General features: G+C 68.6%; 23 protein-coding genes and 1 pseudogene. 21 read left to right on the forward strand and 3 right to left on the reverse strand.

What is annotated here, in order from left to right:
- Positions 1–95: 95 nt before the first annotated feature.
- From rho to ABZ656_RS42260, 20 genes and pseudogenes are all read left to right on the forward strand, one after another.
- Positions 96–1187 (forward strand): annotated as a pseudogene (rho, locus tag ABZ656_RS42165) (transcription termination factor Rho); the annotation flags it as partial.
- A 126-nt stretch (positions 1188–1313) separates the two neighbouring features.
- On the forward strand, positions 1314–3215 hold the full coding sequence (locus tag ABZ656_RS42170) for a trypsin-like serine protease (RefSeq protein ID WP_101400686.1): 1902 nt from the start codon (positions 1314–1316) through the stop codon (positions 3213–3215).
- 208 nt (positions 3216–3423) lie between these two features.
- A complete protein-coding gene (locus tag ABZ656_RS42175; protein WP_360275699.1) occupies positions 3424–4563 on the forward strand; it encodes an LCP family protein in 1140 nt (379 codons plus the stop codon).
- 180 nt (positions 4564–4743) lie between these two features.
- Positions 4744–4965, forward strand: a complete 222-nt coding sequence (gene rpmE, locus ABZ656_RS42180; protein WP_033323852.1) for a 50S ribosomal protein L31 — start codon at positions 4744–4746, stop codon at positions 4963–4965.
- 173 nt (positions 4966–5138) lie between these two features.
- A complete protein-coding gene (gene prfA / locus ABZ656_RS42185; RefSeq protein WP_054233261.1) occupies positions 5139–6215 on the forward strand; it encodes a peptide chain release factor 1 in 1077 nt (358 codons plus the stop codon).
- 106 nt (positions 6216–6321) lie between these two features.
- On the forward strand, positions 6322–7167 hold the full coding sequence (gene prmC / locus ABZ656_RS42190) for a peptide chain release factor N(5)-glutamine methyltransferase (protein ID WP_101400688.1): 846 nt from the start codon (positions 6322–6324) through the stop codon (positions 7165–7167).
- A 53-nt stretch (positions 7168–7220) separates the two neighbouring features.
- On the forward strand, positions 7221–7868 hold the full coding sequence (locus ABZ656_RS42195; RefSeq protein WP_101400689.1) for an L-threonylcarbamoyladenylate synthase: 648 nt from the start codon (positions 7221–7223) through the stop codon (positions 7866–7868).
- A complete protein-coding gene (locus ABZ656_RS42200) occupies positions 7865–8530 on the forward strand; it encodes a low molecular weight phosphatase family protein (RefSeq protein ID WP_054233230.1) in 666 nt (221 codons plus the stop codon). Before ABZ656_RS42195 ends, ABZ656_RS42200 begins: the two co-directional genes overlap by 4 nt.
- A gap of 113 nt (positions 8531–8643) precedes the next feature.
- Positions 8644–9885 carry a serine hydroxymethyltransferase gene (gene glyA, locus ABZ656_RS42205; protein WP_101400690.1) on the forward strand — a complete coding sequence of 414 codons (1242 nt, stop codon included), beginning with the start codon at positions 8644–8646 and terminating at the stop codon, positions 9883–9885.
- A 126-nt stretch (positions 9886–10011) separates the two neighbouring features.
- A complete protein-coding gene (locus tag ABZ656_RS42210; RefSeq protein ID WP_101403749.1) occupies positions 10012–11394 on the forward strand; it encodes an MraY family glycosyltransferase in 1383 nt (460 codons plus the stop codon).
- 284 nt (positions 11395–11678) lie between these two features.
- A complete protein-coding gene (locus ABZ656_RS42215; protein ID WP_095852578.1) occupies positions 11679–12119 on the forward strand; it encodes a hypothetical protein in 441 nt (146 codons plus the stop codon).
- 273 nt (positions 12120–12392) lie between these two features.
- Positions 12393–13163, forward strand: a complete 771-nt coding sequence (gene atpB, locus ABZ656_RS42220; protein ID WP_054233226.1) for a F0F1 ATP synthase subunit A — start codon at positions 12393–12395, stop codon at positions 13161–13163.
- A gap of 75 nt (positions 13164–13238) precedes the next feature.
- On the forward strand, positions 13239–13475 hold the full coding sequence (locus ABZ656_RS42225; protein ID WP_015657805.1) for a hypothetical protein: 237 nt from the start codon (positions 13239–13241) through the stop codon (positions 13473–13475).
- A 38-nt stretch (positions 13476–13513) separates the two neighbouring features.
- Complete coding sequence (locus ABZ656_RS42230) at positions 13514–14062, forward strand: F0F1 ATP synthase subunit B (RefSeq protein ID WP_067369019.1); 549 nt, start codon at positions 13514–13516, stop codon at positions 14060–14062.
- A complete protein-coding gene (locus ABZ656_RS42235; RefSeq protein ID WP_360275708.1) occupies positions 14059–14883 on the forward strand; it encodes a F0F1 ATP synthase subunit delta in 825 nt (274 codons plus the stop codon). Before ABZ656_RS42230 ends, ABZ656_RS42235 begins: the two co-directional genes overlap by 4 nt.
- A gap of 124 nt (positions 14884–15007) precedes the next feature.
- Positions 15008–16597 (forward strand): F0F1 ATP synthase subunit alpha, encoded by a 1590-nt coding sequence (atpA, locus tag ABZ656_RS42240; protein ID WP_101400693.1) that lies wholly within the window; start codon positions 15008–15010, stop codon positions 16595–16597.
- A 21-nt stretch (positions 16598–16618) separates the two neighbouring features.
- Positions 16619–17533 carry a F0F1 ATP synthase subunit gamma gene (locus ABZ656_RS42245; protein ID WP_101400694.1) on the forward strand — a complete coding sequence of 305 codons (915 nt, stop codon included), beginning with the start codon at positions 16619–16621 and terminating at the stop codon, positions 17531–17533.
- Complete coding sequence (gene atpD / locus ABZ656_RS42250) at positions 17533–18969, forward strand: F0F1 ATP synthase subunit beta (RefSeq protein WP_054233221.1); 1437 nt, start codon at positions 17533–17535, stop codon at positions 18967–18969. Before ABZ656_RS42245 ends, atpD begins: the two co-directional genes overlap by 1 nt.
- Positions 18970–19132: 163 nt before the next feature.
- Complete coding sequence (locus ABZ656_RS42255; RefSeq protein WP_054233220.1) at positions 19133–19507, forward strand: F0F1 ATP synthase subunit epsilon; 375 nt, start codon at positions 19133–19135, stop codon at positions 19505–19507.
- Between the two features lie 129 nt (positions 19508–19636).
- A complete protein-coding gene (locus ABZ656_RS42260; RefSeq protein WP_054233219.1) occupies positions 19637–20083 on the forward strand; it encodes a DUF2550 domain-containing protein in 447 nt (148 codons plus the stop codon).
- 75 nt (positions 20084–20158) lie between these two features.
- Here the strand turns inward: ABZ656_RS42260 and ABZ656_RS42265 are convergent, their stop codons facing one another.
- From ABZ656_RS42265 to ABZ656_RS42275, 3 genes are all read right to left on the reverse strand, one after another.
- Positions 20159–21997, reverse strand: a complete 1839-nt coding sequence (locus tag ABZ656_RS42265; RefSeq protein WP_101400695.1) for a glycoside hydrolase family 18 chitinase — start codon at positions 21995–21997, stop codon at positions 20159–20161.
- Between the two features lie 221 nt (positions 21998–22218).
- Positions 22219–22860 (reverse strand): response regulator transcription factor, encoded by a 642-nt coding sequence (locus tag ABZ656_RS42270; protein ID WP_360275715.1) that lies wholly within the window; start codon positions 22858–22860, stop codon positions 22219–22221.
- Complete coding sequence (locus tag ABZ656_RS42275) at positions 22857–24077, reverse strand: histidine kinase (RefSeq protein WP_101403750.1); 1221 nt, start codon at positions 24075–24077, stop codon at positions 22857–22859. Before ABZ656_RS42275 ends, ABZ656_RS42270 begins: the two co-directional genes overlap by 4 nt.
- Positions 24078–24265: 188 nt before the next feature.
- Between ABZ656_RS42275 and ABZ656_RS42280 the strand changes: the two genes are divergently transcribed.
- Positions 24266–24820 carry a hypothetical protein gene (locus ABZ656_RS42280; protein WP_360275717.1) on the forward strand — a complete coding sequence of 185 codons (555 nt, stop codon included), beginning with the start codon at positions 24266–24268 and terminating at the stop codon, positions 24818–24820.
- The last annotated feature ends 89 nt before the right edge of the window (positions 24821–24909 follow it).

The raw sequence follows: 24909 nt of genomic DNA on the forward strand, positions 1-24909 counted from the left end.
GCACAGTTCGCGCACCTCAACACCATGCTGCGGGACGCCTGCCACATCCTGGACCTGGAGAAGGTCCCGCCGATGTACGTCGCCCAGGACCCGCATACGCGTTCATCCGTACGTCCGGCTACCTGCCGGGCCCGAACGACGTGTACGTGTCCCTCGCCCAGGTCCGCAAGAACGGTCTGCGCAAGGGTGACCACGTCACCGGCGCGGTCCGCCAGCCCAAGGAGGGCGAGCGCCGCGAGAAGTTCAACGCGCTCGTGCGCCTGGACTCCGTCAACGGCATGGCGCCCGAACACGGCCGCGGCCGCCCGGAGTTCAACAAGCTGACGCCGCTGTACCCGCAGGACCGCCTCCGTCTGGAGACGGACCCGGGTGTGCTGACGACCCGCATCATCGACCTCGTCGCGCCGATCGGTAAGGGCCAGCGTGGTCTGATCGTGGCCCCGCCGAAGACCGGCAAGACCATGATCATGCAGGCGATCGCCAACGCGATCACGCACAACAACCCCGAGTGCCACCTGATGGTCGTCCTGGTCGACGAGCGTCCGGAAGAGGTCACCGACATGCAGCGGTCGGTCAAGGGCGAGGTCATCTCCTCGACCTTCGACCGCCCGGCCGAGGACCACACCACGGTCGCCGAGCTCGCCATCGAGCGTGCCAAGCGCCTCGTGGAGCTGGGCCACGACGTCGTCGTCCTGCTCGACTCGATCACGCGTCTGGGCCGTGCGTACAACCTCGCCGCCCCGGCCTCCGGCCGCATCCTGTCCGGTGGTGTCGACTCGACGGCCCTCTACCCGCCGAAGCGCTTCTTCGGTGCCGCGCGCAACATCGAGGACGGCGGCTCGCTGACCATCCTCGCGACCGCGCTCGTCGACACCGGCTCCCGCATGGACGAGGTGATCTTCGAGGAGTTCAAGGGCACCGGCAACGCGGAGCTCAAGCTCGACCGGAAGCTCGCCGACAAGCGCATCTTCCCGGCGGTGGACGTCGACGCGTCCGGTACCCGTAAGGAAGAGATCCTGCTCGGCAGCGACGAGCTCGCCATCACCTGGAAGCTGCGTCGCGTGCTGCACGCGCTCGACCAGCAGCAGGCGATCGAGCTGCTGCTCGACAAGATGAAGCAGACGAAGTCGAACGCCGAGTTCCTGCTGCAGATCCAGAAGACGACGCCGATGCCGGGCAACGACTGACGACATCCGCACAGCTGAGGGCCGCTCCCCGTGACGGGGGCGGCCCTTTGTGCTGCCTGGGACACATGTACGATCGCGCTCTCTTTCAACGTATGAGTCTCAGGGGGGACTTGAGTGGATACGTCCATGTCCGGGCGCGGTCGTCACAGACGCCGGATACGCATCGCGGTACCCGTCGCGGCGGCGGCTCTGGCGGCGGCCGTCGGGGGTGCGCTCCTGATGTCGTCGGCGAACGCCGCCACCGCGCAGCCGGCTCCGCTCGCCAAGACGAGCGGCACCTCGCCGAGCCTGGCCACGCTGGAGAAGCGGATCGCCGGGGCCATGGCGAGTGACGGCACGGCCGGACGGCCGACGACGAAGTCCTCCCCGAGCACGAGCGCCGGCGCGAGCACGGGTACGGGCGCAGGTACGGGCAGGACCGCGACCACCGGTACGGGCACGGGCACGGGCACCAGCACGGGCGCGAGCGCGAACACGAGCGGCGCCTCCGTCGACCCGAAGATCATCGGCGGCACCACGACCACCATCACCACGGCCCCGTGGATGGCCCAGCTCTGGTACCTCGACGACAAGGGCACCAGTAACACCAGTGACGACTTCGGCTTCTTCTGCGGCGGCTCCGTCGTCTCGCCGACGAAGATCCTCACCGCCGCGCACTGTGTCAAGGACGAGCACGGCAAGAGCTACGACTGGAAGGCCCACGGCGCCGTCGTGACCGGCACTTCTCAGCTTCCCTCGGCAGGTGGAACCGATCTGCACGGGGGCACCGCCAACTCCGTCCTGCGGCAGTGGAACCACCCCTCCTACAACCCGTCGACCATCGACAACGACATCGCGGTCCTCACGCTGGACGGACCCGTCAAGGCCAAGCCGATCCGGATGACGACGTCGGGCGACACCGCCTCGTACGCCTCCGGCACCAAGGCGACGCTCTACGGCTGGGGCCGCACCTCCTCCGCCACGCAGGACATCTCCGAGACCCTGAAGACGGCCACGCTGCCCATCAAGTCCGACGCCACGTGCGGCGGCTACTACAAGACCGAGTTCATCAAGGGTCACATGGTCTGCGCGGGCAACCCCGCGACCGGCAGCGACACCGGCACCACCTCCGCCTGCAACGGCGACTCCGGCGGCCCGCTGATCGTCGGCGGCCGCATCGTGGGCGTCGTCTCCTGGGGCGTGGTGGACTGCGTCGAGAAGGGCGCGTACAGCGTCTTCACCAAGGTCAGCACGTACGTCGGTGCCGCGTACCCGCGCGTCGACGACACGAACCTGAGCGGTGACCACAAGGCCGACCTGTTCGTCCGCAACTCCTCCACCAAGACGCTGTACGAGAAGGACTCCAACGGCACCTCGTTCGGCGCCCGGCAGTCGTGGGGCGGCTGGAGCACGTCGAACGTCGTCCTGCAGACCGACCTCGACCGGGACGGCTACCAGGACGTCGTCGAGCGCCACACCTCCAACGGCGACATCCACTGGTGGCACTACCTGCCGTCCACGGGCAGGTGGGCCGACACCAAGCTCTTCAGCGACTGGAGGACCCGCACCCGCGTCGTCGCCCCTGGCGATGTCACCGGTGACGCCCTGCCCGACCTGCTCTCGGTCGACTCCGGCGGCGTCCTGTGGATCTACCCGGGCAAGGGCAACGGCACCTTCTCGGCCCGCGTCAAGGTGAGCTCCGGCTGGAACCAGTACAACTCCCTGCGCGCCCATGGCGACTTCACCGGTGACGGCAAGGCCGACCTGATCGCGCGCAGCAAGACCGGCTCGTACGTCTATCTCTTCAAGGGCACCGGCAAGGCGGGCTCCGGCGCGTTCTCCAGCCGGATCAAGGTGCGCACCTGGGCCGGCTACAACGCCTTCGACGCGGTGGGCGACGTTACCGGTGACGGCAAGGCCGACTTCCTGGCCCGTACGCCCGCCGGCACGCTCTACCTCTACCCCGGTACCGGCAAGGCGAGCAGCGAGATCTTTGCCACAGCCATCAAGATCGGCACTGATTTCGAGCAGTACGACATCTTCGGCTGAAATCGCAGGTGAGCGGGGTTTCCCCGAACTCGCCCGTCACACACTGTGCCCATCGCACCACGCGGTGGGCACAGTGCGTTGTGCAACCCTTGCCCGAGTTTCCCCGTCTGACCGTACGGAGCGACCATGAGGCACTACATGGCGCACCGGACCGGGCTTGGCCCTGAAAACAGGGGGTAACCGACCGTAACGAGGACAAGAGGAGCCCATGCCTGCCGAGAGCATGCCGGAACCCGGCACACCGGGTGATCCCGGAACGAGCGCCTCGCGTGGCCGCGCGAAGGGCAGCCGCCGCAAGCCGCGCAGCACGCGCAGCAAGGCCCTGCTCGTCACGGCCTGGACCGCGGTGGGCATCGTGGTGCTGGGGGGCGCCGGCGCCGGGTACCTGTACTTCAAGCTCAACGGCAACATCAAGACCGTCGACATCAACCAGGCCCTCGGTACCGACCGGCCACTGAAGGTCGACAACGGCTCCGAGAACATCCTGGTCCTGGGCTCCGACACCCGCTCCGGCAGCAACAAGAAGCTGGGCGGCGGCACCGACGACGGCAGCGCCCGCTCGGACACGGCGATGATCGTGCACATATACGAGGGCCACAAGAAGGCCAGCGTGGTCTCCATACCCCGCGACACCCTCGTCCCGCGCCCCTCCTGCACCGACGCCAAGGGCGTCACCCACGCCGCCGCGACCAGCGTGATGTTCAACTCCGCGTACTCCACCGGCGGGGCCGCCTGCGCGGTGAAGACCGTCGAATCCATGTCCGGTATCCGCATGGACCACTACATCGAGGTCGACTTCAGCGGCTTCCAGAAGCTCATCGACGACCTCGACGGTGTTCGGGTGACCACCACCAAGAACATCAAGGACCCCGACAGTCATCTGAACCTGACCGCCGGCACGCACACCCTCGACGGACAGCAGGCGCTCGGCCTCGTCCGCACCCGGCACGGCGTCGGCGACGGCTCCGACCTCGGCCGCATCCAGCTCCAGCAGGCGTTCATCAAGGCCCTGGTCAACCAGGTCAAGCACATCGGCGTGCTGTCCAGCCCCACGAAGCTGTACGACCTCGCCGACACCGCGACCAAGACCGTCACGACCGACTCCGACCTCGGCACGGTCAAGAACCTCGCGTCCTTCGCCAACGGCCTCAAGGGCATCAGCTCGTCGAACATGAACATGGTGACGATGCCGGTCCAGTACGACAGCGCGGACGCCAACCGCGTCCTCGTCGACAAGGCCAAGGCGCAGCTGGTGTGGACCGCCCTGAAGAACGACCGGACGATCCCGAAGGCGGCCACGAAGGGCACGGCCACGGGCACCGCGAAGGGTGTCGTCAGCTCGGGCTGAGCCGGTACGGAGGCCGCGCCGGGGCCCGTACGAGCCCCGTACACAGGCTCGGGAATAGATCATCCAAGCCCCCGGTTTTGGGGGATGGCGCCAGTCCTGGCAGACTGGTACGTCGGCTCCGGTTCACGCACCCGCATCCCGCGGCGGCGACCCGGCGCCCTCCCGAAACTAGGAGACACCTTGAAGCGCGACATCCACCCCGAGTACGTCGAGACGCAGGTCAGCTGCACCTGTGGCGCGTCGTTCACCACCCGTAGCACGATCTCCAGCGGTTCCATCCGCGCCGAGGTCTGCTCCGAGTGCCACCCGTTCTACACGGGCAAGCAGAAGATCCTCGACACCGGTGGCCGCGTGGCCCGCTTCGAGGCCCGCTTCGGCAAGGCTGCCGCTGCCAAGAAGTAGCGAGCCCACTGCGCCGGTCTTCGGCGTCCCCGGCACGGGGGCGCCGGGACCGGCGCTTTGCGGTGCAGCCCCCTCCCCCAAGCTCTCGACTTCGCTCGAGCAGGGGGACCCCCATGCCTTACCTACGTCCCAGAGCCCATGATGGAGCTGGGGACAGTCCATTGGAGCCGGAGATGTTCGAGGCGGTCGAGGAACTCATCGGCGAGCACGCCGATCTGGAGAAGAAGCTCGCTGACCCGTCGGTGCACGCCGACCAGGCCAACGCGCGCAAGCTGAACAAGCGCTACGCCGAGCTGACCCCGATCGTCGCGACGTACCGCTCCTGGAAGCAGACCGGGGACGACATCGGCACGGCGAAGGAGTTCGCCGCCGACGACCCCGACTTCGCGGCCGAGGTCAAGGAGCTGGAGAAGCAGCGCGAGGAGCTCACCGAGAAGCTCCGCCTGCTGCTGGTCCCGCGCGACCCCAGCGACGACAAGGACGTCATCCTCGAGATCAAGGCGGGCGCGGGCGGCGACGAGTCGGCCCTGTTCGCCGGTGACCTGCTGCGCATGTACCTGCGCTACGCCGAGCGCGTCGGCTGGAAGACCGAGATCATCGACTCCACCGAGTCCGAGCTCGGCGGCTACAAGGACGTCCAGGTCGCCGTGAAGACCAAGGGCGGCCAGGGCGCCACCGAGCCCGGTCAGGGTGTCTGGGCGCGTCTGAAGTACGAGGGCGGGGTGCACCGCGTGCAGCGGGTGCCCTCGACCGAGTCGCAGGGCCGTATCCACACCTCCGCGGCCGGTGTGCTGGTCACGCCCGAGGCCGAGGAGGTCGACGTCGAGATCCACGCGAACGACCTGCGCATCGACGTCTACCGTTCGTCGGGCCCCGGCGGCCAGTCCGTCAACACGACCGACTCCGCGGTGCGCATCACGCACATTCCGACCGGAGTCGTCGCCTCCTGCCAGAACGAGAAGAGCCAGCTGCAGAACAAGGAGCAGGCGATGCGTATCCTGCGCTCCAGGCTCCTCGCCGCGGCGCAGGAGGAAGCGGAGCGTGAGGCCGCGGACGCCCGCCGCAGCCAGGTCCGCACCGTCGACCGTTCCGAGAAGATCCGCACGTACAACTTCCCGGAGAACCGCATCTCGGACCACCGCGTCGGATTCAAGGCGTACAACTTGGACCAGGTGCTCGACGGGGACCTCGACGCGATGATCCAGGCGTGCGTCGACGCCGACTCGGCCGCGAAGCTCGCGGCCGCGTAAGGCGGAACGGCGGACGGCCGAACGGCCGAACGCAGCTTTGTGAGGCCGTCCTTGTAAGCCCTGCTCGTCAAGCCGTACGACAACAGCTCAGCCCCGGAGGACCAGCGTGAACCTGCTGCTCGCGGAAGTGGCCCAGGCCACCCAGCGGCTGGCCGACGCCGGCGTGCCCTCGCCGCGCAACGACGCGGAGGAGCTCGCCGCCTTCGTGCACGGCGTGAAGCGGGGCGAGCTGCACACCGTCAAGGACGTGGACTTCGACGCCCGCTACTGGGAGGTGACCGCGCGCCGCGAGGCCCGCGAGCCGCTCCAGCACATCACCGGACACGCCTACTTCCGCTATCTGGAACTCCAGGTGGGCCCCGGGGTGTTCGTCCCGCGTCCGGAGACGGAGTCCGTCGTCGGCTGGGCCATAGACGCCGTCCGCGCGATGGATGTCGTCGAGCCGATGATCGTCGACCTGTGCACCGGCTCGGGCGCCATCGCGCTCGCGCTCGCGCAGGAGGTCCCGCGCTCACGCGTACACGCCGTGGAGCTGTCCGAGGACGCCCTCCAGTGGACGCGCAAGAACGTCGAGGGGTCCAGGGTCGACCTACGTCAGGGAGACGCCCTGGAGGCCTTCAGGGACCTCGACGGCCAGGTGGACCTGGTGATCTCCAACCCGCCGTACATCCCGCTCACGGAATGGGAGTACGTGGCGCCGGAGGCCCGGGACTACGATCCCGAACTCGCCCTGTTCTCCGGCGAGGACGGACTCGACCTCATCCGTGGCATCGAGCGCACCGCGCACCGGCTGCTGCGCCCGGGCGGTCTCGTCGTCATCGAGCACGCCGACACCCAGGGCGGCCAGGTGCCGTGGATCTTCACCGAGGAGCGGGGCTGGGCCGACGCGGCCGACCACCCGGACCTCAACAACCGGCCGCGGTTCGCGACCGCCCGCAAGGCGATGCCATGAGCGCGCGCATCGTGATCCCCAGCCAGCAGTACGTGTACGAGGAGGCCCGCTAAATGGCACGGCGATACGACACCAACGACGCGACCGACCGCATCACCGGTCTGCGTGAGGCCGCGTCCGCCGTCCGCCGTGGCGAGCTGGTGGTCCTCCCGACGGACACGGTGTACGGCATCGGCGCCGACGCGTTCACCTCGGAAGCCGTCGCCGACCTCCTCGAGGCCAAGGGCCGGGGCCGCAACATGCCCACCCCTGTCCTCATCGGCTCCCCGAACACCCTCCACGGCCTCGTCACGGACTTCTCCGAGATGGCCTGGGAGCTCGTCGACGCGTTCTGGCCGGGTGCGCTCACCCTCGTCGCCAAGCACCAGCCGTCTCTGCAGTGGGACTTGGGCGACACCCGGGGCACGGTGGCCATCCGTATGCCACTGCACCCGGTCGCCATCGAACTGCTGACGGAGGTCGGCCCGATGGCCGTCTCCTCCGCGAACCTCAGCGGCCACCCGTCGCCGGAGGACTGTGACGCCGCGCAGGAGATGCTCGGTGACTCCGTCTCCGTGTACCTGGACGGCGGTCCGACTCCCGGCAACGTTCCCTCCTCGATCGTCGACGTCACCGGCAAGGTGCCGGTCCTGCTGCGCGCGGGTGCCCTGTCGGCGGAGGAGCTCCGGAAGGTCGTACCCGACCTCGAGGTGGCGAATTGACAGCCCCTGACGCGGGGCGTGGCATAGGCACGGGGATCACGGGGACCAATGGGTCCCCCAGGGGGTCCTTCCGCATCCTCCACGTCAGCACCGGCAACGTGTGCCGCTCGCCGATCACCGAGCGGCTGACCCGCCATGCCCTCGCGGACCGGCTGGGCGACCCCCTGTGGGGCGGCCTCATCGTCGAGAGCGCCGGCACCTGGGGGCACGAGGGCGCCCCCATGGAGGCCAACGCCGAGACCGTCCTCGCGGACTTCGGCGCGGACCCCTCCGGCTTCGTCGGCCGCGAGCTCCTCGACGACCACGTCATCAGGGCCGACCTGGTCCTCACCGCCACTCGCGACCACCGTGCCCAGGTCATCTCCATGGGCCACTCCGCGGGCCTGCGCACCTTCACCCTGAAGGAGTTCACCAGGCTGGTCCGCGCCATAGACCCGGCCACGCTGCCGCCTCTGGAGGACGGAGTGGTCGAACGCGCCCGCGCCCTGGTCCGGGCGGCTGCCGCTCTACGCGGGTGGCTCCTGGCTCCCACGGCGGAGGCGGACGAGGTCTTCGACCCGTACGGCGCGCCCCTGCCGTTCTTCCGCTCGATCGGCGACGAGATCAACGAGGCGCTGGACCCAGTGGTGACGGCGCTTACCGGGGTGCGGGCGCGCGCGTAGGACAGGTGCGGGCGTTTTCTCGCGGGACGCCCGATAGGCCGTAATACCGGGCGTCCCACCGGTCCCGGTTCTACATTGGACGTAGCGCACCCTGCCGAGGCCCGGAGTCCACCATGCCGGTCACACAAACGCTGGAAGCGGATGTTCTGCGTCTGCAGGACCCGGAGCTCGCCGAGATCCTGATGGGGGAGCTGGCGCGGCAGTCGACGACGCTCCAGCTGATCGCGGCCGAGAACTTCACCTCGAAGGCGGTGCTGACCGCCCTCGGGTCGCCGCTGGCGAACAAGTACGCCGAGGGCTATCCCGGCGCCCGCCACCACGGCGGCTGCGAGATCGTCGACGTCGCCGAGCGCCTCGCCGTGGAGCGCGCCAAGGCCCTTTTCGGTGCCGAGCACGCCAACGTGCAGTCCCACTCCGGATCTTCGGCCGTCCTCGCCGCGTACGCCGCCCTGCTGCGGCCGGGGGACACCGTCCTGGCCATGGGGCTGCCGTTCGGCGGCCACCTCACGCACGGGTCGCCCGCGAACTTCTCCGGCCGCTGGTTCGACTTCGTCGGGTACCCGGTGGAGGCGGAGAGCGGGCTCATCGACTACGAACAGGTGCGCGCGCTGGCCCGTACGCACCGGCCGAAGGCCATCGTCTGCGGGTCGATCTCCTACCCCCGGCACATCGACTACGCGCTCTTCCGGGCGATCGCCGACGAGGTCGGCGCCTATCTCATCGCCGACGCCGCCCACCCCATCGGCCTGGTCGCCGGGGGAGCGGCGCCCAGTCCGGTGCCGTACGCCGATGTCGTCTGCGCCACCACGCACAAGGTGCTGCGCGGCCCCCGCGGCGGCATGATCCTGTGTGGAAGTGAGCTGGCCGAGCGGGTCGACCGGGCCGTCTTCCCCTTCACCCAGGGCGGCGCCCAGATGCACACCATCGCCGCCAAGGCCGTCGCGTTCGGCGAGGCCGCGACGCCCGCCTTCATGGCGTACGCACATCAGGTGGTCGCCAACGCGAAGGTGCTGGCCGAGGGGCTGGCCGCGGAGGGGCTCGCCCTCACCACCGGGGGGACCGACACCCACATGCTCACCGCGGACACCTCTCCGCTCGGTCTCGACGGACGCGGCGCACGAGGACGTCTCGCCGCCGCCGGAATGGTCCTCGACACCTGCGCGCTGCCCCACGGCGACGCACGCGGCCTGCGCCTGGGCACGGCCGCGCTGACCACGCAGGGGATGGGCGAGGCGGAGATGGCGCAGGTCGCGAAGATGTTCGCGGCGGTGCTGCGTGACGAGACCGACAGCAAGCGGGTGCGTGAAGAAGTACGGGATCTGGCCGGGAGATTTCCGCCCTATCCGGACGAGTGAGGGGTACACGCACACGTGTGCACAGCCACTCGTGCAACCATCGTCGCTACCCGGAAGTCCCCAACCATATGCGCGCATCGCTAGGGTGTGGGGCTGAGATGGCCAGCGAGACCTGTGGGGAAGCCCGTGCGTGAATATCTGCTGACGCTCTGCATCACGGCCGCGGTGACGTATCTGCTGACAGGGCCGGTACGGAAGTTCGCGATCGTGGCCGGAGCCATGCCGCAGATCCGGGCACGTGACGTGCACCGGGAACCCACGCCGCGGCTCGGCGGCATCGCGATGTTCTTCGGTCTGTGCGCCGGTCTGCTGGTCGCCGACCATCTGCGGAACCTCAACGCGGTCTTCTCCGACTCCAACGAGCCCCGCGCGCTGCTCTCCGGCGCCGCGCTGATCTGGCTGATCGGTGTCCTGGACGACAAGTTCGAGATCGACGCCCTGATCAAGCTGGGCGGCCAGATGATCGCCGCGGGTGTGATGGTCATGCAGGGTCTGACGATCCTGTGGCTGCCCATCCCCGGCGTCGGCCTGGTCGCGCTGACCCAGTGGCAGGGCACCCTGCTCACCGTGGCGCTGGTCGTCATCACGATCAACGCGGTGAACTTCGTCGACGGCCTCGACGGTCTGGCCGCCGGCATGGTGTGCATCGCCTCAGCCGCGTTCTTCCTGTACGCGTACCGCATCTGGTACAGCTACGGCATCGAGGCCGCCGCTCCGGCGACCCTCTTCGCGTCGATCCTCATGGGCATGTGTCTGGGCTTCCTGCCGCACAACATGCACCCCGCCCGGATCTTCATGGGCGACTCCGGCTCGATGCTGATCGGCCTGGTGCTGGCCGCCGGCGCGATCTCCATCACCGGGCAGATCGACCCGGACGCCATGAACCTGTTCTCCGGTTCGGAGCGCAACACCGTGCACCAGACGGTGCCGGTCTACATCCCGCTGCTGCTGCCGCTGACGATCATCGCGGTCCCGGCCGCCGACCTGGTGCTCGCCATCGTGCGGCGCACCTGGCGCGGCCAGTCACCCTTCGCCGCCGACCGCGGCCACCTGCACCACCGCCTCCTGGAGGTCGGCCACTCGCACAGCAGGGCCGTCCTGATCATGTACTTCTGGTCGGCGCTGATCGCCTTCGGAGCGCTCGCCTTCTCGGTGAACTCGGCGTCCATGTGGATCGTGCTCGGCATCGCGGCGCTCAGCGCGGTGGGTCTCGTACTGCTCCTGCTGCCGCGCTTCACGCCGCGTGCCCCGCGCTGGGCCGAGCACCTGGTGCCGCCGCGCTACCGCCGCCGTCGCAGGGTCGCCCTGGCGGCCGAGGCGGAGGCCGCCGTGGCCTCCGTCGCGTACGAGGAGCCGGCGTCCCACGAGAAGGCGGCCCAGGAGCGGGAAGAGGGCGTGCGCGAACACCGTTCCCCGGTCACCACGGGTGTCTCAGGAGTCAACGGAGCGACGGCAATTGGTGCCCGTGCGCGCTTCCTGGAAGCGCGCAAAGCCGAATCTTCACGCTGACGCAAAGTAAGAATTCCGCAAGAGGGATCACCGGCAAACCGCCTCAATACCAGACAAATTCCCCTCGATATTGCACAAACGCGCAGGTTCACTCTCATGTGTGACAGCGAGCACACCTTCTAGGTAAAGACCGCATCAAATAGTTTGTGATACGGTTCACGAGAACCCGGGATAGAGCCGAAGGAGCGTCGTGAGACGGCCCCTTGGCGTGAGGTTCTCTCTCAGCCCGGGACTACGCTCGTCCATGACGACACCCTGCCCCCGAAGCAAGCGGAGTTGCCGCCATGCCGTCCAATGACGCCCGGAACCTACTGCACACCGCTGTCCCCACAGCGGCTGTCGGCGTGATCGCCGTCGCCGTCAGTGGAGTGGTCGCGGGTGGCAAGGGCGCGCTCGGCGCGGGCATCGGCACACTGCTGGCCATCCTCTTCATGGGGATCGGCCTCTACGTCCTGCAGTGGACGGCAAAAACGCTCCCGCAGCTGTTCCAGGCCATGGGTCTGATGCTCTACGTCGCCCAGCTCCTGCTGCTCCTGATCTTCGTGGCACTCTTCAAGAACACGTCTCTGTTCAACCCCAGGGCGTTCGCGGTCGGTCTCGTCCTCGCGACCGTCGTGTGGATGGCGGCGCAGGCGCGGGCGCACATGAAGGCCAAGATCTTCTATGTGGACCCCGAACCCGAGAAGAAGAGCGAGAAGCCCGAGAAATCAGGGTCCTCGTCGTGAGGGGTAGGGGTGGGATAAAGCCATGTGGGAGATCCTGCTATCGTCCGGTGCCAACTGCGGCATCGCGGGCGCGGGCATCTGAGCTGACGCCTGCTCAATCGCGAGGCTTGATGCCCCACAGCCGCCCCCACATTCGTTACACCAGTCCAGTGCCGAACCGCGGCTGCGCGCCGCGCCGACACAACGAGGTTGCCGTACCTATGCGTCACGCCGAAGGAGCCCGTGGTGAGTGCTGACCAGACCCAGCTCGCCTTTGACTGGAGCTGTCGGATCATGTCCGACAACGGGTGTGGCTTTCCGGCTCCGGGCCTGCACTCGTTCCTCTTCAAGCCGCTCGCCACGGTCGGGGGGTTCGAGTTCAACAAGGTCATGCTGCTCGCCCTCCTCACCTCCATCCTTGTCGTCGCCTTCTTCTGGGCGGCCTTCGGCAAGGCCAAGGTGATCCCGGGCAAGCTGCAGATGGTCGGTGAGGCCGGTTACGACTTCGTGCGCCGCGGCATCGTCTACGAGACGCTCGGCAAGCGCGAGGGCGAGAAGTACGTCCCGCTGATGGTCTCGCTGTTCTTCTTCATCTGGATCATGAACATCTGGTCCGTGATCCCGCTGGCCCAGTTCCCGGTCTCGTCGGTCTTCGCCTTCCCGGTGGTACTCGCCGCGCTGGTCTGGATCCTCTGGGTCTCGGTCACGTTCAAGCGCCACGGCTTCGTCGGCTTCTTCAAGAACGTGACGGGCTACGACAAGTCGCTCGGCGGGGTGCTGCCGCTCGTGATGGTCATCGAGTTCCTCTCGAACCTGATCGTCCGACCCTTCACGCACGCGGTCCGACTCTTCGCCAACATGTTCGCCGGCCACCTGATGCTGGTCATGTTCACGGTCGCCTCCTGGTACCTGCTGAACAGCTGGATGGTCCCCGCGGCCGGCGTCTCGTTCGTGATGACCATCGTCATGATCCTCTTCGAGCTTTTCGTGCAGGCCGTCCAGGCGTACGTCTTCGTGCTGCTGGCCTGCTCGTACCTTCAGGGCGCTCTCGCCGAGCACCACTGAGTCACCGCCCCCGCAAGCCCCAGAACGTCCGGTGGCCAACCCCCGCCGGTCCAAGAAAGAGAAGGAAGATTCAGCATGGCTGCCACTGAGACCCTCGCCGCTGTCTCCGGTTCGCTCGGTTCCATCGGCTACGGCCTCGCCGCCATCGGCCCCGGCGTCGGCGTCGGCATCATCTTCGGTAACGGCACCCAGGCCCTGGCCCGTCAGCCCGAAGCCGCCGGTCTGATCCGCGCCAACCAGATCCTCGGCTTCGCCTTCTGTGAGGCGCTCGCCCTCATCGGCATCGTTATGCCGTTCGTGTTCGGTAAGTAATCACCCCTTACTGACACGAAACGACGAAAGGCACTGATGTGATCGCCAACCTGGTTGCACTCGCAGCCGAGGAAGAGCAGAACCCGCTCATCCCGGCGGGTCCCGAGCTGCTCGTCGGCACCATCGCCTTCGCCATCGTGTTCTTCTTCTTCTGGAAGAAGCTCCTCCCGAACATCAACAAGGTTCTGGAAGAGCGCCGCGCGGCGATCGAAGGCGGTATCGAAGAGGCCGACGCCATGAAGGTCGAAGCCCAGAGCGTGCTGGAGCAGTACAAGGCCCAGCTCGCCGAGGCACGGCACGAGGCCGCGCGGCTGCGCCAGGAGGCGCAGGAGCAGGGCGCCACGCTCATCGCCGACATGCGTGCGGAAGGCCAGCGGCAGCGCGAGGAGATCATCGCCGCCGGTCACTCGCAGCTCGAGGCCGACCGCAAGGCCGCCTCGCAGGCGCTGCGACAGGACGTGGGCAAGCTCGCCACCGACCTGGCCGGCAAGCTCGTCGGTGAGTCCCTCGAGGACCACGCCCGGCAGAGCCGCGTCATCGACCGCTTCCTCGACGAGCTCGAGGAGAAGGCCGAGGCGACTCGATGACCGCACACGGAGCAAGCCGCGAGGCCCTCGCTGCAGCTCGTGAGCGTCTCGACGCGCTGACGGACTCGACGTCCGTGGACGCGGTCCAGCTCGGCGACGAGCTGGCCTCCGTCACCGCGCTGCTCAACCGCGAGGTGTCGCTGCGTCGGGTCCTGACCGACCCGGCGCAGCCCGGCGAGGCCAAGGCCGAGCTGGCCCAGCGCCTGCTCGGCGGCCAGGTCGGCGGGCCGACCGCGGACCTGGTGGCCGGCCTGGTGCGCTCGCGCTGGTCGCAGTCGCGTGACCTGGTGGACGCGCTGGAGGAGCTGGCGAGCATCGCCGACCTCACGGCCGCCCAGCGGGCGAACGCGCTCGACGATGTCGAGGACGAACTGTTCCGCTTCGGCCGGATCGTCTCCTCGAACACCGAGCTGCGCGCCGCGCTGACCGACCGCACCGCCTCGAAGGCGGCCAAGAGCGAGCTGCTGCACAGCCTGCTCGGCGGCCGGGCCAACCCGACCACCGAACGCCTGGTGACGCGCCTTGTGGCCGCGCCCCGGGGACGTAGCCTGGAAGCGGGACTCGAGTCCCTGTCCAAGCTCGCCGCCGAGCGCCGCAACCGCATGGTCGCCGTCGTCACCTCGGCGGTCCCGCTGAGCGACGGACAGAAGCAGCGCCTCGGCGCCGCCCTGGCGAAGCTCTACGGCCGCCCGATGCACCTCAACCTCGACGTGGACCCCGAGGTCATCGGCGGGATCCGGGTGCAGGTCGGCGACGAGATCATCGACGGTGCCGTCGCGGACCGACTCGAGGACGCGCGCCGACGCATCGTCGGCCAGTAGCAACTCAATACGCGTAACTACGTAGTGCTTACGGCCCTGGTTGGGCCGTGCAGAGGATTCCTGGGGGCTGACCCCAGACCCCCCAAGAAAACTTCGGGCCCAACAAGGAGAGCAGGGAACCCAGATGGCGGAGCTCACGATCCGGCCGGAGGAGATCCGGGACGCGCTGGAGAACTTTGTCCAGTCGTACAAGCCGGACGCGGCCTCGCGCGAGGAGGTCGGTACGGTCACCGTCGCCGGCGACGGTATCGCCAAGATCGAGGGTCTTCCCTCGGCGATGGCGAACGAGCTGCTGAAGTTCGAGGACGGAACCCTCGGTCTCGCGCTGAACCTGGAAGAGCGCGAGATCGGTGCGGTCGTCCTCGGCGAGTTCAGTGGTATCGAGGAGGGCCAGCCGGTGCAGCGCACCGGTGAGGTGCTGTCCGTCGCCGTGGGCGAGGGCTACCTCGGCCGCGTCGTCGACCCGCTCGGCAACCCGATCGACGGCCTCGGCGAGATCGAGACCACCGGCCGCCGCGCCCTCGAGCTGCAGGCCCCGGGCGTCATGGTCCGCAAGTCGGTGCACGAGCCGATGGAGACCGGCTACAAGGCCGTCGACGCGATGACCCCGATCGGCCGTGGTCAGCGTCAGCTGGTCATCGGCGACCGTCAGACCGGCAAGACCGCGCTGGCCGTCGACACGATCATCAACCAGCGCGACAACTGGCGCTCGGGCGACACCAAGAAGCAGGTCCGCTGCATCTACGTCGCCATCGGTCAGAAGGGTTCGACCATCGCCTCCGTGCGTGGCGCCCTCGAAGAGGCCGGCGCGCTGGAGTACACGACCATCGTCGCCGCCCCGGCGTCCGACCCGGCCGGCTTCAAGTACCTTGCGCCGTACACCGGTTCGGCCATCGGCCAGCACTGGATGTACGAGGGCAAGCACGTCCTCATCATCTTCGACGACCTCTCGAAGCAGGCCGACGCCTACCGCGCCGTGTCCCTGCTGCTGCGCCGTCCGCCGGGGCGCGAGGCCTACCCCGGTGACGTCTTCTACCTGCACTCCCGTCTGCTGGAGCGCTGCGCGAAGCTCTCCGACGAGATGGGCGCCGGTTCGATGACGGGTCTGCCGATCGTCGAGACCAAGGCGAACGACGTGTCGGCGTTCATCCCGACCAACGTCATCTCCATCACCGACGGCCAGTGCTTCCTGGAGTCCGACCTGTTCAACGCCGGCCAGCGTCCGGCCCTGAACGTCGGTATCTCGGTCTCCCGCGTCGGTGGCTCCGCCCAGCACAAGGCGATGCGCCAGGTGTCGGGCCGACTGCGTCTGGACCTCGCCCAGTACCGCGAGCTGGAGGCGTTCGCCGCCTTCGGTTCCGACCTGGACGCCGCGTCGAAGTCGCAGCTGGAGCGCGGTCAGCGCCTGGTCGAGCTGCTCAAGCAGCCTCAGTACCAGCCGATGGCCACCGAGGACCAGGTCGTCTCCGTGTGGGCCGGCACCACCGGCAAGATGGACGACGTACCGGTCGCCGACATCCGCCGCTTCGAGACGGAGCTCCTGGAGTACCTGCACCGCAAGGAGCAGGGCCTCATGACCTCCATCAAGGAGGGCGCCAAGATGTCGGACGACACCCTCACCGCCATCGCGGACGCCATCGCGGACTTCAAGAAGCAGTTCGAGACCTCGGACGGCAAGCTTCTCGGCGAAGACGTTCCGGCCGCGGCCAAGTGACGTAAGGAAGGGACCTGACTCATGGGAGCCCAGCTCCGGGTCTACAAGCGTCGCATCCGATCCGTCACCGCGACCAAGAAGATCACCAAGGCGATGGAGATGATCGCCGCCTCGCGTGTCGTCAAGGCGCAGCGCAAGGTGGCGGCCTCCGCGCCGTACGCGACCGAGCTCACCCGCGCGGTCACGGCGGTCGGCACCGGCTCGAACACCAAGCACCCGCTGACCACGGAGGCGGAGACGGCGACCCGTTCCGCGGTGCTGCTCCTCACGAGCGACCGCGGACTGGCCGGCGCCTTCAACTCCAACGCCATCAAGGCGGCGGAGCTGTTGACCGCCCGTCTCGAGGCGGAGGGCAAGGAGGTCGACACCTACATCGTCGGCCGCCGCGGTCTGGCCCACTACAACTTCCGCGAGCGCACGGTCGTGCAGTCGTGGTCGGGCTTCACCGACGAGCCCACCTACGCGGACGCCAAGAAGGTCGCGGCGCCGCTGATCGAGGCCATCGAGAAGGAGACGGCGGCCGGCGGCGTGGATGAACTCCACATCGTCTACACCGAGTTCGTCTCGATGATGACGCAGACGGCGGTCGACGGCCGCCTGCTGCCGCTGCGCCTCGAAGAGGTCGCGGAGGAGGCGCCCAAGGGCGAGATTCTTCCGCTGTACGAGTTCGAGCCGTCGGCGGAGGACGTCCTCGACGCCCTTCTGCCCCGGTACGTCGAGAGCCGTATCTACAACGCGCTGCTCCAGTCGGCTGCCTCCAAGCACGCCGCCACCCGCCGCGCGATGAAGTCGGCGACCGACAACGCGGGAGACCTGATCACCACGCTCTCCCGTCTTGCCAATGCGGCCCGCCAGGCCGAAATCACCCAGGAAATCAGCGAGATCGTCGGTGGCTCCGCAGCCCTTGCCGACGCGACCGCGGGGAGTGACAAGTAATGACGACGACTTCTGAGACGGCCGTTGCCACGGGCCGCGTCGCCCGGGTCATCGGCCCGGTCGTCGACGTGGAGTTCCCCGTCGACGCGATGCCGGACATCTACAACGCCCTTCACGTCGAGGTGGCCGACCCGGCCAACGCCGGCGAGAAGAAGACGCTGACCCTGGAGGTCGCCCAGCACCTGGGTGACGGCCTGGTCCGCACGATCTCCATGCAGCCCACCGACGGTCTGGTCCGCCAGGCCGCGGTCACCGACACGGGCACGGGCATCACCGTCCCCGTCGGCGACTTCACCAAGGGCAAGGTGTTCAACACCCTCGGTGAGGTGCTGAACTCCGACGAGAAGTACGAGGGCGAGCGCTGGTCCATCCACCGCAAGGCCCCGCGCTTCGACGAGCTCGAGTCGAAGACCGAGATGTTCGAGACCGGCGTCAAGGTCATCGACCTTCTCACCCCGTACGTCAAGGGTGGAAAGATCGGTCTGTTCGGCGGTGCCGGTGTCGGCAAGACGGTGCTCATCCAGGAGATGATCTACCGCGTCGCCAACAACCACGACGGTGTCTCCGTGTTCGCCGGTGTCGGTGAGCGCACCCGTGAGGGCAACGACCTCATCGAGGAGATGTCGGACTCGGGCGTCATCGACAAGACCGCGCTTGTCTTCGGTCAGATGGACGAGCCCCCGGGCACCCGTCTGCGCGTCGCTCTCGCGGGTCTGACGATGGCGGAGTACTTCCGTGACGTCCAGAACCAGGACGTGCTGTTCTTCATCGACAACATCTTCCGCTTCACGCAGGCCGGTTCCGAGGTCTCGACCCTGCTCGGCCGTATGCCCTCCGCGGTGGGCTACCAGCCGAACCTGGCCGACGAGATGGGTCTCCTCCAGGAGCGCATCACCTCGACCCGTGGTCACTCGATCACCTCGATGCAGGCGATCTACGTCCCCGCGGACGACCTGACCGACCCGGCCCCGGCCACCACGTTCGCCCACCTCGACGCGACGACGGTTCTGTCCCGTCCGATCTCCGAGAAGGGCATCTACCCGGCCGTGGACCCGCTGGACTCCACGTCCCGCATCCTGGACCCGCGCTACATCGCGGCGGATCACTACGCCGCCGCGATGCGGGTCAAGTCGGTCCTGCAGAAGTACAAGGACCTCCAGGACATCATCGCGATCCTCGGTATCGACGAGCTCGGCGAGGAGGACAAGCTCACTGTCCACCGCGCCCGTCGCGTGGAGCGCTTCCTGTCCCAGAACACCCACGTCGCCAAGCAGTTCACCGGCGTCGACGGGTCGGACGTCCCGCTGGACGAGTCGATCGCGGCCTTCAACGCGATCATCGACGGTGAGTACGACCACTTCCCGGAGCAGGCGTTCTTCCTGTGCGGTGGCATTGAGGACCTCAAGGCCAACGCCAAGGAGCTCGGCGTCTCCTGAACCTCGCGTATCTGAGGGACTCCGGTTCCTGAGGAACTCGTGTTCGTAAGGGAGGGGGACGGGACCGCACCTCGCGGGGCGCGTCCCGTCCCCCTCCGTACGCCCATTAGACTTTGACCCAACACCCGGCGGCCATGCCGGGTGGTGACCCGAGGAGCCCACCTTGGCTGCTGAGCTGCACGTCGAGCTCGTCGCCGCGGACCGCAGTGTCTGGTCCGGCGAGGCCACCCTGGTCGTCGCGCGTACCGCGTCCGGCGACATCGGCGTCATGCCCGGTCACCAGCCGCTGCTCGGTGTGCTGGAGTCGGGCCCGGTGACCATCCGTACGAGTGATGGTGGAACGGTCGTCGCCGCGGTGCACGGCGGTTTCATCTCGTTCGCCGACAACAAGCTGTCACTGCTGGCCGAGATCGCCGAGCTGTCGGACGAGATCGACGTCCAGCGCGTGGAGCGGGAGCTCGAGCGCGCGAAGGCGGAGGGCGATGCCTCCGCCGAGCGCCGCGCGGACGTCCGTCTGCGGGCGGTGTCGGCGCGCTGAGTCGCCGCGCTGTGTGATGCTTTGCCTCAGCCGCGGCGGGGACCGGATCACTCCGGCCCCCGCCGCGGCTGAGGCAAATGCGGAGGTTTTTTCTTTTCCGTTACCTAGGAGACGAGGAGGTCGGTGTCGATGGTCCTCGCTCTGACTGTGTGCGGATTGGTAGTGGCGCTCGTGGTGGTGGGGCTGTTCGTCTTCGGCCTCCGCCGCCGGCTGATCCAGCGCTCCGGGGGCACGTTCGACTGCAGCCTGCGCTGGGACGTCCCGGAGAAGAGCGACCCCAACGGAAAAGGCTGGGGCTACGGCGTCGCCCGCTACAACGGCGACCGCATCGAGTGGTATCGCGTCTTCTCGTACTCCCCCCGCCCCCGCCGCGTCCTGGAACGCTCGGCGATCGAGGTGGCCGGCCGTCGCACCCCGGACGGCGAGGAAGAACTCGCCCTGCTCTCCGACGCGATCATCCTGGCCTGCGTGCACCGGGGCACCCGCCTGGAACTGGCGATGAGCGAGGACGCGCTGACCGGTTTCCTCGCGTGGCTGGAGGCAGCCCCGCCCGGACAGCGAGTGAATGTGGCCTGAAAGGCCGCATTCACTCGCCGGGTGAGGGTCTCCCCCCGGACGAAGTCTGGGGGGAGCGTCGATGGGGCCCAAGGGCTATCCGAGTCCGCTGTTGATCGCGCTCACCAGTTCGCCGTTGCTGGTGTCTCCGCTGAACTCCCAGAAGAACGCGCCGCCCAGGCCCTGGTTCTTGGCCCAGGCCATCTTCGTGCCGATGGTCGCCGGGGTGTCGTAGGACCACCAGTTGCTGCCGCAGTGCGCGTACGCCGTCCCCGCGATCGTGCCTGTGGCGGGGCAGGACGTCTTCAGCACCTTGTAGTCCTCGATGCCCTGCTCGTACGTTCCCGCCGCCGGACCCGTGGCCGTGCCGCCCGGTGCGTCCTGGGTGACGCCCGTCCAGCCGCGGCCGTAGAAGCCGATGCCGATCAGCAGCTTGCTCGCGGGCACGCCCTTCGCCTTGAACTTGGCGATCGCGTCGGCCGTGGTGAAGCCGGGCGTCGGGATACCGCTGTACGAGGTGAGCGGGGAGTGCGGGGCGGTCGGGCCCTGCGCGTTGAACGCTCCGAAGAAGTCGTACGTCATCACGTTGTACCAGTCGACGTACTGCGAGGCGCCCGCGTAGTCGGCGGCGTCGATCTTGCCGCCGGAGGTGCCGTCGGCCGTGGTGGCCGCGGTGACCAGGTTGCCCGTGCCGAACTTGGCGCGCAGGGCCTGCATCAGGTTCTTGTAGGCCGCGGCGCCGCTGGTGTCGCAGGACAGACCGCAGGCGTTCGGGTACTCCCAGTCGATGTCGATGCCGTCGAAGACGTCGGCCCAGCGCGGGTCCTCGACCAGGTTGTAGCAGGACTGGGCGAACGCGGTCGGGTTGGCCGCGGCCTGGGCGAAGCCGCCGGACCAGGTCCAGCCGCCGAAGGACCAGAGGATCTTGATGTTGGGGTACTTGGCCTTCAGCTCGCGCAGCTGGTTGAAGTTGCCGCGCAGCGGCTGGTCCCAGGTGTCGGCGACGCCGCTGACCGACTGGTCGGCGGTGAAGGCCTTGTCGTAGTCCGCGTAGGAGTCGCCGATCGCGCACTGACCGTTGGTGACGTTGCCGAAGGCGTAGTTGATGTGCGTGATCTTCGCTGCCGAGCCCGAGGTCACCAGGTTCTTGACGTTGTAGTTGCGGCCGTAGATGCCCCACTCGGTGAAGTAGCCGAGCTTGACGGCGTTGCCGGTCGGGGGCGGGTTCGTACCGCCGCCCGTGGTGTGCACGGCGACCGCGCCGCTGACCGGACCGGTCTGGTCGGCGGTGTCACGGGCCTGGACGGTGTACGAGTAGTCGGCGCCGGCGGTCAGACCGGTGTCCGTGTACGAGGTCGTGGTCACGGTGGCGACCAAGGTGTCGCCGCGCAGGACGTCGTAGTTCTTGACGCCCTTGTCGTCGGTGGCCGCGCTCCAGGAGAGATTCACCGAGGTGTCGGTGATCGCGGAGGCGGTGGGGGTGCCGGGCGTGCTCGGCGGGTTGTCTCCGGGGACGGTGGTGCCGCCGTCACAACTGCCGCCGTTGAGTGTGCAGTTGGTCGGAGATCCCGTGCCGGCGCCGTTGAAGCCGAAGGAGACGGAGGCGCCCGCGGCGAGGGTGCCGTTGTACGACTTGTTCTTCGCGGTCCAGTGGGTGCCGGAGGAGGTGACGTCCGCGTCCCAGGCCGAGGTGACGGACGTACCGGAGGGGAAGTCCCAGTCGATCGTCCAGGAACTGATGCTGGTGGTGCCGGTGTTGGTGACCGTCCACTTGCCTTCGAAGCCCGTACCCCAGTCCTGGGTCTTGGTGTACGTGGCGGTGGCGGAGGTGGCTGCCGAGGCGGGGCTCGCGAGCCCGACGAGGGCGGCGAGCGGAAGCAGCAGAGTGGTGAGTCCTGCCACGGTTCGCTGTCGGACTCTGGTTCTGAAGCGCATGCTGCGCCTCCTTCTTTGTCTGTTTCGCCTCCGGGGCGCTCCAGCCGGTGGCGAGAGCGCGACCGTGCTCAACCCTTCGGGCCTCCGCGCGCTCGCGCTCTCGCCTCCGGCGCGCCCCGTCGGCGGGGAGGTGTCGGGGGCATGACCAAGCGCAGTGCCGCGAGAATAGAAAGGTCTGGACCATAGGTCAATAGGTCTGGACCAGTGCACCCGAGGGTGGGTCAGACCCCCAACTCCTGGGCCAGCACGGCCGCTTGCACCCTGCTCCGCAACTCCAGCTTCCCCAGCAGACGGCTGACGTGGGTCTTCACCGTCGCCTCCGCCATGTCCAGCCGTCCCGCGATCTCCGCGTTGGAGAGCCCCTCACCCAGGCAGGACAGCACCTCCCGCTCCCGGCGTGTCAGCGCGTCGAGCACGGCCGGGTCGGCGCTCGGCTCCCGTACCGGCTGCGCGGCGAACTCGGCGATCAGCCGACGCGTCACGGCCGGGGCGATCAGCCCCTCGCCGCTCGCCACCGTCCGCACCGCCACCAGCAGATCCCTCGCCTCCGTGTTCTTCAGCAGAAACCCCGAGGCGCCCGCGCGCAGCGCCCCGAAGACGTACTCGTCGAGGTCGAAGGTGGTGAGCACGAGCACGTCGGCGAGCCGCTCGGCGACGACCTGACGGGTGGCGGACACTCCGTCGAGCCGGGGCATCTGTACATCCATCAGAACGAGGTCCGGGCGGAGTTCGCGGGCGAGCGCGACCGCCTGCTCGCCGTCCGCGGCCTCGCCGACCACCTCGATGTCGGGCGCGCTGCGCAGGATGAGGACGAGCCCGGCCCGTACGGCGGACTGGTCCTCGGCGACGAGCACGCGGATCATTCGGTTTCTCCCTGGACGAGGGGCAGGGCGGCGCGTACGGCCCAGATCTGGCCGTCCTTGCCGTCCCTGCTGTTCTTGCCGTTCCCGCTGTCGGGGGAGGACTCGGGCCCCGCCTCGAAGCTGCCGCCGAGCAGGTCGGCCCGCTCCCGCATACCCACGAGACCGGCGCCGGAACCAGGGGCGCGGGGGCCGCTCGGACCGCCGTACGGGCTGGTCACCGCGATGGCGAGCGAGCCGTCCCGCTGGGCGAGCGTCACCGCGACGTGGCCCTCGGGCGCGTGCTTGAGAGCGTTGGTCAGCGACTCCTGGACGATGCGGTACGCGGCGAGTTCGACCGGGGCGGGCACCGTGCCGTGCTCGGCGGTGAGCGTGACGTCGAGTCCGTTGGCGCGGGCGCCGGCCACCAGGACATCGAGCCCGTCGAGGGTGGGGGCCGCGGCCGGTTCGCGGTCGCCGCCGCCGTCGCGCAGGATCCCGATCAGCCGGCGCATCTCGGCGAGCCCCTCGACGCTGTTCTCACGGATGACGGTGAGCGCGTCCTTGGACGTCTTCGGGTCGTCGATGGAGAGCGCGGCCGTGGAGTGGATCGCGATCGCGGAGAGATGGTTGGCCACCATGTCGTGCAACTCCCGTGCCATCCGGGCCCGTTCGGCGCTGACGGCCTGGGCGCGGTCCATCTCGGCGAGCAGGGCCGTCTGTTCGGCGCGCAGCCGTTCGGCGACGGCGGTGTCGCGGTGGTTGCGGACGATCCAGCCGGTGGCGGCGGGGGTGAACGTCACCAGGCCGGTGAACGCGCCGATCAGCAGCCCCTCCGGCTTGTGCCAGGCCGCGACCGGCCACACGGTCGCGATCACCGTGATCAGCCCGGTGATCCAGGGGATGCGGCGGGCCGCGCCGGGGGAGCCGTACAGGACTGCCGCGTAGACCAGGTCCGTGAACATCACGACCGTGGCCAGGCTGCCGCGGGTCAGCAGGTCGGCTACGAGCGCGAGTGTGCCGACGAGCAGGGCGGTGCGCGGCCGTGTCCGGCGCAGCAGCTCGCAGCAGGCCATCACGGCCAGCGGCACCAGGACGGCCCAGCCCTGGTCCGCACGGGACATCGGATCGTCCGGTGTACGGCTGTAGAGACCGACGCTCCACAGGAAGAGTCCGCCGAGCAGTCCGCCGACCGCGATGCCCACGTCGTCGCGGTGGGGGCGGGTCGGTCGCCTGGCCACGACTGCGTCCGCGACCCCGTCCATGACTCCGTCCATGACTTCATCCAACACGGTGCGCCGGGCCGCCGCCTGATGCCCAGGAAGGGTCCGGAACTGCATCTTTCGATGTACCGGGACTTCGTCACCGCCGACGACGATCCGAGCCGCCCCGGACGCGAGCCTGGAGGGGTGACCGAGAGGAGCGAAACGTGATCGTCGGGTTGATCGTCGCTTGCGAGGCCGGCTTCTGGGTACTGCTGGCCGCGGGCCTCGCCGCCCGCTATCTGCTGAGGCTGCGCCGCACGAGCGTGGCCCTGCTGCTGTGTGAACCCCTGTTGGAGGTGGTGCTCTTCGTGGTGACGGCGATCGACCTCAGGAACGGCGCCGAGCCGAGCTGGGAACACGGCCTGGCCGCGCTCTACCTCGGCTTCACCGTCGCCTACGGTCACTACACCATCCGCCGGCTGGACGGCCACGCCGCGCACCGCCTGGCCGGTGGCCCGCCCCCGCCGAAGCCCCCGCGCTTCGGCCTGCCCCGGGCCGCCCACGAGGGCCGCCTCTGGCTCCGCACCCTCCTCGCGGCGACCGTCGCGTGCGCTCTCCTCCAGGGCGCGATCTGGTTCGTCGGCGCCGGCGACACCTCGTCGCTGCGCGCCTTCCAGTGGGTGGCGCTACGGGCGGTGGGGCTCCACGGCCTGATCGCCCTGACGTATCTGCTCTGGCCCAAACGGGCCCCGGTCACCCAGGGCCGGTCCGGCGGCTAGGCCCTGTCGTCAAATTCCCGTCTGCCCTGCGACGCCATGCACGCACTCTCACCGCACCAGGCACAGACCCGAGTACGTCCAGTACGAGG

It is taken from the genome of Streptomyces sp. NPDC007095, from assembly GCF_040634475.1.
Taxonomy (GTDB): Bacteria; Actinomycetota; Actinomycetes; order Streptomycetales; family Streptomycetaceae; genus Streptomyces.

What these genes read in the sequence shown, in the direction of transcription:
- ABZ656_RS42170 (WP_101400686.1), top strand. Translation starts at nt 1,314, where the DNA reads ATGTCCGGGCGCGGTCGTCACAGACGCCGGATACGCATCGCGGTACCC.
- ABZ656_RS42175 (WP_360275699.1), top strand. Translation starts at nt 3,424, where the DNA reads ATGCCTGCCGAGAGCATGCCGGAACCCGGCACACCGGGTGATCCCGGA.
- prfA (WP_054233261.1), top strand. Translation starts at nt 5,139, where the DNA reads ATGTTCGAGGCGGTCGAGGAACTCATCGGCGAGCACGCCGATCTGGAG.
- ABZ656_RS42195 (WP_101400689.1), top strand. Translation starts at nt 7,221, where the DNA reads ATGGCACGGCGATACGACACCAACGACGCGACCGACCGCATCACCGGT.
- glyA (WP_101400690.1), top strand. Translation starts at nt 8,644, where the DNA reads ATGCCGGTCACACAAACGCTGGAAGCGGATGTTCTGCGTCTGCAGGAC.
- ABZ656_RS42215 (WP_095852578.1), top strand. Translation starts at nt 11,679, where the DNA reads ATGCCGTCCAATGACGCCCGGAACCTACTGCACACCGCTGTCCCCACA.
- atpB (WP_054233226.1), top strand. Translation starts at nt 12,393, where the DNA reads ATGTCCGACAACGGGTGTGGCTTTCCGGCTCCGGGCCTGCACTCGTTC.
- ABZ656_RS42225 (WP_015657805.1), top strand. Translation starts at nt 13,239, where the DNA reads ATGGCTGCCACTGAGACCCTCGCCGCTGTCTCCGGTTCGCTCGGTTCC.
- ABZ656_RS42235 (WP_360275708.1), top strand. Translation starts at nt 14,059, where the DNA reads ATGACCGCACACGGAGCAAGCCGCGAGGCCCTCGCTGCAGCTCGTGAG.
- atpA (WP_101400693.1), top strand. Translation starts at nt 15,008, where the DNA reads ATGGCGGAGCTCACGATCCGGCCGGAGGAGATCCGGGACGCGCTGGAG.
- ABZ656_RS42245 (WP_101400694.1), top strand. Translation starts at nt 16,619, where the DNA reads ATGGGAGCCCAGCTCCGGGTCTACAAGCGTCGCATCCGATCCGTCACC.
- atpD (WP_054233221.1), top strand. Translation starts at nt 17,533, where the DNA reads ATGACGACGACTTCTGAGACGGCCGTTGCCACGGGCCGCGTCGCCCGG.
- ABZ656_RS42260 (WP_054233219.1), top strand. Translation starts at nt 19,637, where the DNA reads ATGGTCCTCGCTCTGACTGTGTGCGGATTGGTAGTGGCGCTCGTGGTG.
- ABZ656_RS42265 (WP_101400695.1), bottom strand. Translation starts at nt 21,997, where the DNA reads ATGCGCTTCAGAACCAGAGTCCGACAGCGAACCGTGGCAGGACTCACC.
- ABZ656_RS42270 (WP_360275715.1), bottom strand. Translation starts at nt 22,860, where the DNA reads ATGATCCGCGTGCTCGTCGCCGAGGACCAGTCCGCCGTACGGGCCGGG.